Source organism: Paenibacillus sp. W2I17, assembly GCF_030815985.1.
In the GTDB taxonomy this organism is placed as follows: domain Bacteria; phylum Bacillota; class Bacilli; order Paenibacillales; family Paenibacillaceae; genus Paenibacillus.
Map to the genome: position 1 here is coordinate 6916054 of NZ_JAUSXM010000001.1, position 12090 is coordinate 6928143.

Genomic DNA, 12090 nt, shown 5'->3' on the forward strand with positions numbered 1-12090 from the left:
ACGTTTTGATCAAAACAGTTCATGTGAGCCATATCGGACGAGTGCGTTCGGTGAATGAAGATTCAGCCTGGATTCGTAATCTCGATACAGGATATATTCTGGGTATTGTTGCCGATGGCATGGGTGGACATCTTGCAGGGGATACGGCAAGCCGCTTGGCAGTAGAGACGTTGGTGAAAGATCTGGGAACACTGGAACCAGGTCTGTCACATGCGTCTCTGTCTGCGGCTCTCAGCGATGCTATTTTGCATGCCAACGAAGTTATCTTCCGCACGGCATCCACAGATGACAAGTATCACAACATGGGAACAACGGTGGTTGCGGCTTTATTGAACGATACGGAAGGTGTTATTGGACACATCGGTGATAGCAGAGCCTACAAAATTGCGAACAAAGCTGTAATCCAGCTAACTGAGGACCATACACTGGTGAATGAATTGTTCAAAAATGGTCAGATTAGCAAAGAGGATGTGTCCCATCATCCACGTCGCAACGTACTAACTCGTGCGCTTGGAACAGATGCCGAGGTGAAGGTAGATCTGGATACCGTCAAGCTGGAGGAAGGCGAAGTTCTTCTCCTGTGCAGTGATGGTCTCAGTAACCTGGTCAGCAATGAGCAGATTATTCAGGTTGCCGGCAATCTGGAGCTGGCATTGGAAGATCGTGCAGACCGACTGCTTCAGTTGGCTTTACTTGCTGGGGGAGACGACAACATCACGGTTGCCTTGTTCGAGTTGCAGAGGGAAGGTTCCGTGGATACGGAAACGGGGTGTGAGTCATGATTGGGCACCAACTAGGCGGACGCTATGAAGTGATTGAGCGTGTCGGCGGTGGCGGCATGGCTCTTGTGTACAAAGCCCAGGATCTTCTGTTGAACCGGAATGTAGCGATCAAGGTTCTTAGACAACAGTTTGTGCATGACGAAGAGTTTATTCGCCGTTTCCGAAGGGAAGCACAGTCGGCAGCATCGCTGTCTCATCCGAATGTAGTTAGCATTTATGACGTGGGGCAGGAAGATGACGTTCATTATATTGTCATGGAGTACGTGGAAGGCAAAAACCTGAATGAAATTATCAAAGAACGTGCCCCTCTTCAGGTAGACGAATCGGTGCGAATCGCTTCCCAGATTGCAGATGCTCTTGATCATGCACATCATAATCAAATCATTCATCGGGATATCAAACCCCACAATATATTAATTGGCCGGAATGGCCGTGTGAAAGTAACGGATTTCGGGATTGCCCGTGCGGTTACATCTACAACGATTACGCAGACCGGTTCCGTAGTTGGTTCTGTACATTACTTCTCACCGGAGCATGCCAAAGGCATCGTTACTGGTGAAAAATCGGACTTATATTCTCTTGGGATCGTACTTTACCAAATGCTTACCGGGCAACTTCCGTTTCTGGGTGAAAGTCCAATCAGTGTGGCATTGAAGCATTTGCAGGAAGAGTTCGATGAACCACGCAAATTCAATCCATTGATTCCGCAAAGTGTGGAAAATGTCATCTTAAAATCCATGCGTAAGAATCCGCAGGAACGTTATCAGTCGGCCAAAGAAATGCAGACCGATCTGGAAACTTGCCTGATGCCGGAGAGACGTAATGAAACGAAGATTGATTTTCCGGATGAGGATGATATAGACCAGACTCGCGTTATGCCAGCGATCAAGCCTGAACCTCGCGGAGTTACATCGACGGGTGCAGTGCCTGTGATGGAGTCTGATGAAGAAACTGGCAAGGGTAAGGCAAAATCCAAGAGCTGGAAGAAGCCAGCTCTACTCATTTCATTAACCGTGCTTATTCTAATCGCCATGGTGGGCGTTGTATGGTATGTCAAGGGTATGCTGGTTGTACCTGAAGTAACGGTGCCTAACGTGATCACTCAGACAGAAGAAAAGGCTCGGGAAATGCTTGAGGAGAAAGGACTCGTCGTCAGTGATGAGGTCATCCGTCTGTACCAGGAAGGTATCGAACCCGGTATTGTCTTTGACCAGAGCAGAAAAGAAGGCGATGTTGTCAAAGAAGGATCCGAGGTCCAGATCAGTGTTGGTGCAGAAAAAGAACTGGTGAAGATGATTGATGTCAAACAAGAAACTTATGATGAGGCTGTCAAGAAGCTGACTGCTCTTGGCATTAAGGAAGATCAGATTCAGCGGAAAGATGACTTTTCCAATGATGTGGCTTCAGGTTCTGTTATTTCCCAGACACCGGGTGTCAATGAGGAATTCGATCCAGAGACAGTTCAGATTGAGTTAACCGTAAGTAAAGGCACTGAAACGGTCAAAATGCCTGATCTGAAAAATCTTACCCGCAGTGAAGCCGAAGAAAAACTTAAATCTGCTGGACTTGTGCTTGCGCAGGTGCAGGAAGAATCAAGTTATACGGTGGACCAGGGCAAAGTGACGCAGCAATGGCCTGTGGAAGCGGGCGCCGATGTGAGTCCTGGCGATAAGATTACAATCTTTATCAGTACAGGGTATCCGCCCGAAGCGCTGGAGTATCCTTTTAATATCAATGTTTCACCCAAAGAAGAGGGCAAAAACAGTAAAATCCGTATCACATATGAAGACGCACGTGGCAAGAATCAGGAATGGGGAACTCGCACTGTAAATTCAACCCAGACCTTGACCATTCCACTTGTGCTCGCTCCAAATGAAAATGGGGCTGTGTCCGTATATCGTGATGGACAGTTCCTGGATACGTATCTTGTCTCCTACAGTGAAGCCAAAAACGGAACAGTGAATGTACCTTCCATTGACCCGGAACAAAGCACTGAGACGCCGCCAGAAAATGAGCCTGATCCAGGTGAAGGTAGCGTTGATGAGGGAAGTGTTGATCCCAATCAGGAAGGTGAACCTGAGTCCACACCGGCAGACGGTGAAGGTGAGAGCGTAGATGAGGACACTTCTGCCATGAATAATGGTAAGGGCGGCAAGGAAAAAGAGAAGAAAAAGGAAGACATTAACGCATCAAGCCGTCCATAAGGGCGGCTTATGCTGGCGTCTGGAGTAAATGTACCACCATTTAAAGGAGGGCGACGGAGCTATGCCAGAAGGTATCATCGTTAAAGCGCTAAGCGGTTACTATTATGTCATGCCAGTGGAAGACAACGGGGTTCCTTCGGTTGAAGGTTCCGCCGTTCAATGTCGAGCCAGAGGTATCTTCAGAAAGCGGGGAACATCACCGCTTGTAGGTGATCGCGTCAGCTACATGTTGACTGAGAACGGAGAAGGAACGGTTGATGAAATTCGGAAGCGTGAGACGGAACTTATCCGTCCTCCTGTAGCCAATGTAAGTTTGGCTGTTCTCGTGTTCTCTGTGAAGGAACCGGATATGAACCTGAACCTGTTGGACAAGTTCCTTGTTCACATCGAGCAGGCGGGGCTGGATGCACTCATTGTGTTGACCAAACTGGATTTGGCTGATCCAGCCAAAGACACTGTTGCTGAAGTGAAAGCATTGTATGAACAGGTTGGTTATGAAGTGATCTCCACAAGTTCACGTACCGGTGAAGGCAGTGAATTGCTCAGAGACCGTCTGGCTGGTAAGATCAGCGTATTCTCCGGACAATCCGGTGTAGGCAAGTCTTCGATGTTAAATGCATTGATGCCGGGCCTGACGCTGGAGACAAATGCGATCAGCATGCGTCTAGGACGAGGGAAACATACCACCAGGCACGTGGAGCTTATTCCGTTGGATAATGGTGGATTTGTTGCGGATACGCCAGGATTCAGCCAACTGGACTTTTTGGAGATTGGTGTGGAGGAACTCTCCACTTGTTTCCGGGAATTCGCCCAGTTTGCAGATCAGTGCAAATTCCGAGGTTGTACCCATACACATGAACCGGGCTGTCGTGTGCTTGCGGCCAAGGAGGAAGGTCTGATCTCCGAAAGCCGATATCAGCACTATGTGCTGTTCCTGAATGAAATGAAAGATAAGAAGCGGAGGTATTAACATGATTAAAATTGCCCCATCGATATTATCAGCTGATTTTGCCCGTCTTGGTGCGGAAGTTGCAGAAGCTCAAGCTGCAGGAGGAGACTGGATTCATGTTGACGTTATGGACGGTCATTTCGTCCCTAATATTACACTTGGACCTGCGATTGTGAAGGCGATCGCTCCACATACAAGCTTGCCGCTCGATGTGCATTTGATGATTGAGAATCCGGAGCGTTATGTTGAGGAATTTGCCAAAGCTGGTGCAGCAGTAATTACCGTTCATGCTGAGGCTTGTGTGCATTTGCACCGGGTTATTCATCTAATTAAGGAGCAAGGAGTGAAGGCAGGAGTTGCCCTTAATCCAGGAACGCCAGCGTCTGCCATTCTTGAAGTTCTGGATGATGTGGACATGGTTCTTGTAATGACGGTCAATCCGGGCTTTGGCGGACAGGCATTTATCTCGGGTACCATGAACAAAATCAAGCAGATTCGTACCTGGTTGAACGAAAAGGGACGCCATGATGTACATATCGAAGTAGATGGCGGGATAGCAGCCGATACAGCTCCACTTGTAGTGGAAGCTGGAGCAGATGTGCTCGTTGCCGGGAGTGCCGTATTTGGACGTGAGGATCGCGCTGCAGCGATTACTGAAATTCGCCGTAGCTACGGAGGCTGATCTATGACCCTCAAGGAGACACTGTGGACGATGGCTGCGAGTCTCGTGACGGGACTTGTGCTTGCTTTGTTTGCGGTTATTCAATCCCCGTTTAATGCCATTACGTCATTAATCGGGGTAGGCGTTGTTATTATGTATTTCCGCAAATTTGATCGTACCGGACATCGGGTTACTTTTGTCATATTCAGCATACTGTATTATGTACTGAGTGTTTTCATGATCGCCGTCTATCAATATATTCCTTCCCAAACGTAAATGAACTGATCTTCGGGCTTGTCATTGTGGAATAGGGATCGAAGGTTCCGCATAAATATGGTTACATGAGCAGGTTTCTCATGTAGCCTTTTTTGTCGTGTTTGAGGTAAAGAAGGCCTGAAGCATAGGATACGGCGGACGCATGAGCATGATGGGGAGGGTGAATTATGAAATTTTACACATTCAAACTGCCGAAGTTTTTGGGAGGGTTTGTAAAGGCGATACTTAATACGTTTCAAAAGAACTGATTCGATTGATAAGGTAACAGGGAATACCGCCGCTTTGGCTCAGGCTTATCTGGAATTCGTACCTGCGAAGCGCCATGCGGCGGCCATTCACATGTTAATGAGCGTATTCAAGAATCCCTTTTTTGAATACCAAAAAAGCACCTGCAAGGAACAAGGTGCTTTTTGCTTACCCGATTTATAGTAGCTTTGCGTGATTATACGCGAGTCACTTTACCGGCTTTCAGTGCACGGGTGCTTACGTATACACGTTTTGGTTTGCCGTCAACGAGAATGCGGACCTTCTGAACGTTTACGCCCCAAGTACGACGGTTACGGTTGTTAGCGTGGGATACGTGGTTACCGGTGCCCGGTTTCTTACCTGTCACATAACATTTGCGAGACATAGATTACACCTCCTATCCTAAAATAACCAGTTGCCTTCAGAAACGAAAAGTCATTCCATAAGGACTAAATTGTTCTTCCTGATCATAAAGATCAGGTTTCAGTAGCTAATGGCGTTGTTTAAGCCGGCATGAACCGGATCATTTCCATTACTTAACCTGCATAAAACAATACTTGAATATAATATCATAATTAAAAAAGCTTCGTCAACTGATCCAAAAACTTTATTTATTTCTCCTGTCTAATATAGTACAATGTTGAGTAGTCCATAATACAGTGGTGAACAGGCTGTTGCCGCGAGGAAGTCGGAGAATATACCGTACTTAGAGGTCGGTGGTCTGCTTTTTGGCAACGCTGTGAGCTGCGGCATTCCATCATTGGCACCAGTCTCCATGCGGCATTCATGCCGGCTCTTGATACGGTGCATATCCGTATGCCCCGAAGTTAGGGGTGCAGAGAGTGCAGGATATTGGTAGCCCGGCCGCCCAGACCGTTAATCCGGCTGACATGTTGTATTGTATGCCTGTGCCGGACAAGGTATGGACGAAGAATAACGCAGTCCGCGTTAGCGCATGAACAGACCAGACACATCTTGGTGCAAGGTGTTCGTGTATCAAGCTAGGAAGGGGAATTCTCACTTGAGTATACGTTCTTTAAATGGAACAGATTTCACCGCAATGGTACTTGCCGGAGCGGAACAACTTGGACAGCATGCAGAGCACGTCAATTCCCTGAATGTTTTCCCTGTGCCGGATGGTGACACGGGAACGAACATGAATTTGACAATGAGTGCAGGAGTTGCAGAGATTAAAAGAAAAAGTTCTGCCTCCATCGGCGAAGCTGCCGGTATTCTATCGAAAGGCCTGCTTATGGGCGCACGGGGGAATTCAGGAGTTATTCTGTCGCAATTGTTCCGTGGTTTTAGTCGTTCAGCTGCTCCCTATGAGGAACTGAATACGCTCCAATTTGCAGCAGCCCTGCAGAACGGTGTTGACGCAGCTTACAAAGCAGTCGTAAAGCCCGTTGAAGGGACCATTCTTACCGTAGCCAAGGAAGCGGCGAAACATGCCAACTACTACGCAAGACGGACGAATGATATTACTGAATTAATGAATGAAGTTTTGTTAAAAGCAAAAGAAGCACTGGCAATGACTCCGGAATTACTGCCTGTACTGAAACAGGTTGGTGTTGTGGATTCAGGTGGTCAGGGGCTTGTATATATCTACGAGGGCTTTATGGAAGTATTGCTGCAAAGTGACGGAGGGAGTCGTACTTCGCTGAACAAAGAAGTAACCTCATCCGTGGCAGCATCTGCTTTGAAACCGGCTGCACCAACAGAAGTGGATATCAAGAAGCCTGCACAGCAGCAGGTGATTGCACCGGAGATGCCATTGTCTGCTCAGGCGAGACTGGAAACGGAAGATATTGAATTCCTGTATGATATGGAATTCTTCATTAACCGTGAGCTTGGAGAGAACGCAGGAGTGGCATTTGATGACGAAGCATTCCGGAAAGCGTTGTCAGTTAATGGAGATTCGATCATTATCATTGCCGATGATGAAGTCATCAAAGTTCATGTCCATTCCAAGACACCAGGCGATGTATTAAACCTGGCGCTGCATTATGGTGAGATTACACAGATTCATATTCTCAATATGCGTGAACAGCATCGGGATCTCCTCACAGCAGGCATGGACATTGCTCCATCACCTGAATTGTTTGCAGAGATTCCACCTGAGGCAGCGCGCAGTATGGAAGAGGCTGTGCTTCCTGCAGATGAGATGGCACCGTATGGTTTTATTGCGGTATCCTCCGGTGACGGTATTGCAGAGATTTTCCAAAGTCTTGGCGTTGATGTGGTTCTGTCCGGTGGACAGACGATGAATCCGAGTACTGAGGATTTTGTAAAAGCCGTTCGTTCCATTGCTGCGGAGCAGGTATTTATACTCCCGAATAACTCGAATATTGTACTGGCTGCGGAGCAGGCTCGTGAATTGCTTGAAGATGAGCGCCGGATTACGGTTATTCCAAGCAAAACCATTCCACAGGGGATGGCTGCTGCTTTTGCTTTCCAGGAAGATGAGTCTGCGGAAACAAACCGTGACCAAATGTTGGAGGCCATTAGCCGGGTACAGTCCGGTCAAGTGACTCATGCGGTTCGTGATACGCAATACGATGAATTAGATATTAAGGCGGGGCACTATATCGGTATTCATAACTCCAAAATTGTAGCGACGGATGAAACCATGCTTCAAGCATGTGAAGGTCTGCTCAAACAGATGATGGAGAGTGGAGATGAAGTGGTGACAATCCTTGAAGGGGACGAAGCTGACCCTGAGGTTACTGCTGCCCTCGCTGCATGGCTTGAAGTACAGTATCCTGATGCTGAGGTAGAGGTACATCTTGGAGGACAGCCTGTGTATTATTATTTGTTCTCCGTAGAGTCCTAATAAAGGTTGTTCAAAAAGTCTCTAGTTGACTTTTTGAACACTTATAGCGCTCTAGCGAATAGGAGGAGAGTCATGAGCCACAAGGTTGCGATAGTAACAGACAGTACGGCAGATATTCCCGAAGAACTCATTCGCAAATACGGAATTCACATTGTTCCGCTGCGTGTTCTTTTCGGTGAAGAAACATATGCAGATGGTATTGATCTGACTTCTGAACAGTTCTACGAAAAATTGAAGAAGGTATCTGTGTTGCCTACAACTTCACAGCCATCTCCAACTGACTTCATGAATGTGTACCAAGCATTGCTTGATGAGAACCCGGAACGCCCGATTGTATCGATCCACCTGTCATCCGGCATGAGTGGTACCTACCAATCGGCCATGCTTGGCAAGTCTTTGCTGGAGCGTGAGGGTGACATCACCGTGCTGGATTCGAAGTCAGCATCGTATGGATACGGTCTAATGGTAGTACAGGCTGCTGAACTTGCCGAACAGGGCAAGTCAGCAGTCGAAATCACTGCTGCCATTGAAGGGATGCAACAATCTCGCAAATTGTTCTTTCTCGTGGATACCCTTGAGTATCTGCAAAAAGGCGGTCGGATTGGCAAAGCTTCAGCCATTTTGGGAACGTTGCTTAACATTAAGCCGATCCTGTCTATTGATGAAGAAGGCGTTATCTACGCAGTTGAGAAAGTCAGAGGTCATAAAAAAGCAATGGCACGCATTATTGAGCTGTTCCAGAAGGATCTTGCAGGCAAACGGGTTAACCTGGCGGTAGGTCATACCGCTGACCCGGGATCAGCGATCGCTTGTGCAGAGCAGCTGCGGGGTCATTTTACACTGAATGAAGTGATCTATACCAATATTGGAGCTGTAATAGGCAGTCATGTTGGACCTGGTGTCATTGCGATCTTTATGTGGCCTGTTCCGGAATGAGGGATTAGACATGAAATTGGAAGAAATATCAGTTAAGCAAATTAACGGCGTGAGTGCTCTCAAAGAGGGAGAGCTTCACGCCTTTGGCATCTCTACTGTTAAAGACCTGCTTGAGTACTATCCGTTTCGTTACGAGGATTATCGTCTGCGTTCCCTTAGTGAAGTGAAGGATGGGGACAAGATCACGGTCCAGGGACAGGTGATGGGTATCCCTGTATTACAACGATACGGTAAAAAGTCCCGTCTCACCTGTAAGATCATGACGAAAGAGTGGATGATTACAGCAACGTGGTTCAATCGCCATTTCCTCAAAGAGCAGCTTACGCCCAATCGGGAGATTGTGATCACAGGGAAATGGGAACAAAAACGTATGCAGATGACGGTCACTGACTCGGAGTTCCCCGATAAAGGGGATGGGCGTTCAGGTACACTGCAACCTGTATACTCGGTAACCGGCAAGTTGACGCAACAATGGATGAGGAAAACGATCAATCAGGGATTAATCCAATTCGGAGATATGATTCCTGAGATTCTGCCTCAGCCCTTGATGAAGAAATACAGCTTGATGCCTCGTAAACAGGCGATTGCTGGAATCCATCGTCCTCAGGACAACCGGGAAGGTCAGCAGGCCAGACAGCGGATGGTGTATGAAGAGCTGTTTCTGTTCCAGTTGAAGATGCAGGCGTATCGTGCGCTCAACCGGAATCGCATGGATGGTGTGGTGCATACCACGGACAATACGACAATTCGTGAGTTTGTTCGCAGTTTACCTTTTGAATTAACAGATGCTCAGAAAAAGGTGGAGCTTGAAATTCTGCATGATATGCGTTCGCCCTATGCAATGAATCGGTTATTGCAGGGTGATGTAGGATCGGGTAAAACGGTTATTGCGGCAATTGCACTATACACGACTGTTCGATCTGGGTTCCAAGGGGCTCTGATGGTGCCTACGGAGATTTTGGCGGAGCAGCATATGCGCTCACTGCAAAAGCTGTTTGAACCGTTTGGGGTAACTGTAGGGCTGTTAACGGGCAGTGTAAATGGGCGTAAACGTAAAGATCTGATCGCCTCGTTGCAAATGGGCATGATTGATATCGTGGTGGGTACACACGCCCTGATTCAGGAAGATGTTTTCTTCCGTGATCTGGGTCTTGTGGTGACGGACGAGCAGCATCGCTTCGGTGTGAATCAGCGCAGCGTTTTACGACGCAAAGGATATAATCCAGATGTGTTGACGATGACGGCTACGCCAATTCCACGGACACTTGCGATTACGGCTTTTGGGGATATTGAAGTATCCACGATCTCGGAGCGTCCGAAAGGACGGATTCCGATCTCTACGTATTGGGTCAAACACGATATGATGGAGCGAGTGCTTGGGTTTATATCCAGAGAAGTGGATCAGGGGCGTCAGGCTTATCTGATCTGTCCGCTCATTGAAGAGTCGGAGAAGCTGGATGTGCAGAATGCCATTGATCTGCATGTGCAGATGCAGCAGAACTTTCCAAAATATCGTGTAGGTCTGTTGCATGGCCGGATGACGGCTGCGGAGAAAGAAGAGATGATGCGCGACTTCTACAGCAATGATATTCAGTTGCTCGTCTCCACCACCGTTGTGGAGGTTGGGGTCGATGTGCCAAATGCCACGTTGATGGTCATTATGGACGCGGACCGCTTCGGTCTCTCCCAGCTGCATCAGCTTCGTGGTCGGGTCGGTCGTGGTGCGCATGCTTCCTATTGTGTACTCATTGCTGATCCTAAGACGGAGGTTGGACAAGAACGTATGAAGGTCATGACGGAAACCGAGGATGGATTCGAGGTATCTCGTCGGGATCTGGATCTCCGGGGTCCGGGTGATTTCTTTGGTACCAAACAGAGCGGATTGCCCGAGTTCCGTCTTGCCGATATGGTTGCCGATTTTGCTGTGCTGGAACAAGCCAGAGATGACGTGACCCACTTAATTGAGGATGCGACCTTCTGGACCTCTATGGACTATGCACCTCTGCGTGATTTCCTACAGCAACAGCAAGTATTCAAGGGTGATCTGATTGACTAAAGCTTGCCATAATAACGGTTTTTTCGTATTACCTTTGTAAAAAAAGACAAGTGTACAAGCCCTCCCGACATATGAATAAGAAGTGAGTTCATTCTTATGGGAGGTGCTATACGTTTTGGGTTATCAACAATATGGAATTAGTCCGCAGCTGGTGGAGCGGATCAAATTAAAGATGAAAAATCCCGCTGTCAAAGAGCGTATCAAAAAGTTGATTGATGGCGTAACCAAGTCTGATCTGCAAGATAAAGCCAAGGTCAGAAGGTTGGTCAAGTCTTCAGCTGTCATTATGAATGAGAATTTCTCTCCGGCGCAGGAGGAGCAGTTTGTTGCTTTTGTGCTCGCGCAGAAGATTGATCCGAACAATACGTTTCATTTGATTAAGCTGTGGGGGATGTTTAGGTAGGGATTTGATGTCATGTTGGGTGGGTTAAAGAGCTTTGTTTACACGGGGGCACTACGAGTGCAGTACCATCTTTCGATCGCTGTTATCCCCGGATTTTTTTGATTCCCTTTTCTAAAGGGTAAAATCCGGGGATAAAGGCGCACGCTTCGCTTCTTCAGATTGGTTCTGCCCTCTCCGTTGTTGTGTAAACGAAAGTACTTTAGAAAAGCCAAATTACACTCAAGTTGGTGTGGTAATGTAAAGAAGGGTGTTCCATTAAGTCATCTGACTAATGGAACACCCTTTTTTTGGTGGAGGTAGGGATGAAGAAGGTTTTAGTTGGGCTTTAAATTGTGTTTATGTATTTTCATCCGCTGCACTTTTACTTTTATCTTGGAAAGAGCTGATGAATATTAAAGTTATGAGTAGAACTACAATTATAGTGCTATTATAAGGATCTTCTTTTAAAATGTAGTCCTGTACAATTAAAGTCAGGATTGAAATAAACAAAATAATTTGCAGTACAACCTTTGTTGACCGATCAGGATTATTGGATCGTCTGGAGACAACATATAGGGTAAGCCATATTAGACTAAAAAGCAGAAGCAAACCTAGGAGTAGAATTGGCAAGCATGCATGAACACCTTTCTGTATTAATTTCATTGTATAATTGGAATAACATGACAACTAATTATAACATAGGTTTTTCTGGAATCGCAGATTTTCATAGAAGTTAAGGGAAGAACTATGGTGTGAATGGTGCAA

General features: G+C 47.0%; 12 protein-coding genes. 10 read left to right on the top strand and 2 right to left on the bottom strand.

Annotation, left to right across the window (positions count from 1 at the left end; all coding sequences use genetic code 11):
- Positions 1-5: 5 nt before the first annotated feature.
- The 6 genes from QF041_RS30785 (at position 6) to spoVM (ending at position 5120) form a co-directional block, all read left to right on the top strand.
- The gene (locus QF041_RS30785) at positions 6-782 is read left to right on the top strand and encodes a Stp1/IreP family PP2C-type Ser/Thr phosphatase (RefSeq protein WP_036614606.1); all 777 of its coding nucleotides are present in this window, start codon (positions 6-8) and stop codon (positions 780-782) included.
- The gene (gene pknB, locus QF041_RS30790; RefSeq protein ID WP_307416807.1) at positions 779-2986 is read left to right on the top strand and encodes a Stk1 family PASTA domain-containing Ser/Thr kinase; all 2208 of its coding nucleotides are present in this window, start codon (positions 779-781) and stop codon (positions 2984-2986) included. The genes QF041_RS30785 and pknB overlap by 4 nt, the downstream gene beginning before the upstream one ends.
- Positions 2987-3047: 61 nt before the next feature.
- A complete protein-coding gene (gene rsgA / locus QF041_RS30795; RefSeq protein WP_076328024.1) occupies positions 3048-3956 on the top strand; it encodes a ribosome small subunit-dependent GTPase A in 909 nt (302 codons plus the stop codon).
- A 1-nt stretch (position 3957) separates the two neighbouring features.
- Positions 3958-4617, top strand: coding sequence for a ribulose-phosphate 3-epimerase (rpe, locus tag QF041_RS30800; RefSeq protein ID WP_017687456.1), 660 nt, complete (start codon positions 3958-3960; stop codon positions 4615-4617).
- A gap of 3 nt (positions 4618-4620) precedes the next feature.
- The gene (locus tag QF041_RS30805; protein WP_076211372.1) at positions 4621-4872 is read left to right on the top strand and encodes a hypothetical protein; all 252 of its coding nucleotides are present in this window, start codon (positions 4621-4623) and stop codon (positions 4870-4872) included.
- A 167-nt stretch (positions 4873-5039) separates the two neighbouring features.
- Positions 5040-5120, top strand: a complete 81-nt coding sequence (gene spoVM, locus QF041_RS30810; RefSeq protein ID WP_019424875.1) for a stage V sporulation protein SpoVM — start codon at positions 5040-5042, stop codon at positions 5118-5120.
- A 194-nt stretch (positions 5121-5314) separates the two neighbouring features.
- Here the strand turns inward: spoVM and rpmB are convergent, their stop codons facing one another.
- Both rpmB and QF041_RS30820 read right to left on the bottom strand, forming a co-directional pair.
- The gene (gene rpmB, locus QF041_RS30815; RefSeq protein ID WP_017687459.1) at positions 5315-5503 is read right to left on the bottom strand and encodes a 50S ribosomal protein L28; all 189 of its coding nucleotides are present in this window, start codon (positions 5501-5503) and stop codon (positions 5315-5317) included.
- A gap of 239 nt (positions 5504-5742) precedes the next feature.
- A complete protein-coding gene (locus tag QF041_RS30820) occupies positions 5743-5928 on the bottom strand; it encodes a hypothetical protein (protein ID WP_307416808.1) in 186 nt (61 codons plus the stop codon).
- A 211-nt stretch (positions 5929-6139) separates the two neighbouring features.
- On the opposite strand from QF041_RS30820, the gene QF041_RS30825 reads away from it, so the two are divergent.
- From QF041_RS30825 to QF041_RS30840, 4 genes are all read left to right on the top strand, one after another.
- Entirely contained in the window at positions 6140-7951 is a 1812-nt protein-coding gene (locus QF041_RS30825) for a DAK2 domain-containing protein (RefSeq protein ID WP_221825302.1), read from the top strand.
- 72 nt (positions 7952-8023) lie between these two features.
- Positions 8024-8887, top strand: coding sequence for a DegV family protein (locus QF041_RS30830; protein WP_091028666.1), 864 nt, complete (start codon positions 8024-8026; stop codon positions 8885-8887).
- A 10-nt stretch (positions 8888-8897) separates the two neighbouring features.
- Positions 8898-10943 carry an ATP-dependent DNA helicase RecG gene (gene recG, locus QF041_RS30835; protein WP_307416809.1) on the top strand — a complete coding sequence of 682 codons (2046 nt, stop codon included), beginning with the start codon at positions 8898-8900 and terminating at the stop codon, positions 10941-10943.
- A 115-nt stretch (positions 10944-11058) separates the two neighbouring features.
- Positions 11059-11346, top strand: coding sequence for a stage VI sporulation protein F (locus QF041_RS30840; protein WP_036614589.1), 288 nt, complete (start codon positions 11059-11061; stop codon positions 11344-11346).
- Positions 11347-12090 lie beyond the last annotated feature (744 nt).

What these genes read in the sequence shown, in the direction of transcription:
- QF041_RS30830 (WP_091028666.1), top strand. Translation starts at nt 8,024, where the DNA reads ATGAGCCACAAGGTTGCGATAGTAACAGACAGTACGGCAGATATTCCC.
- QF041_RS30820 (WP_307416808.1), bottom strand. Translation starts at nt 5,928, where the DNA reads ATGCACCGTATCAAGAGCCGGCATGAATGCCGCATGGAGACTGGTGCC.
- spoVM (WP_019424875.1), top strand. Translation starts at nt 5,040, where the DNA reads ATGAAATTTTACACATTCAAACTGCCGAAGTTTTTGGGAGGGTTTGTA.
- QF041_RS30805 (WP_076211372.1), top strand. Translation starts at nt 4,621, where the DNA reads ATGACCCTCAAGGAGACACTGTGGACGATGGCTGCGAGTCTCGTGACG.
- recG (WP_307416809.1), top strand. Translation starts at nt 8,898, where the DNA reads ATGAAATTGGAAGAAATATCAGTTAAGCAAATTAACGGCGTGAGTGCT.
- pknB (WP_307416807.1), top strand. Translation starts at nt 779, where the DNA reads ATGATTGGGCACCAACTAGGCGGACGCTATGAAGTGATTGAGCGTGTC.
- rpe (WP_017687456.1), top strand. Translation starts at nt 3,958, where the DNA reads ATGATTAAAATTGCCCCATCGATATTATCAGCTGATTTTGCCCGTCTT.
- rsgA (WP_076328024.1), top strand. Translation starts at nt 3,048, where the DNA reads ATGCCAGAAGGTATCATCGTTAAAGCGCTAAGCGGTTACTATTATGTC.
- rpmB (WP_017687459.1), bottom strand. Translation starts at nt 5,503, where the DNA reads ATGTCTCGCAAATGTTATGTGACAGGTAAGAAACCGGGCACCGGTAAC.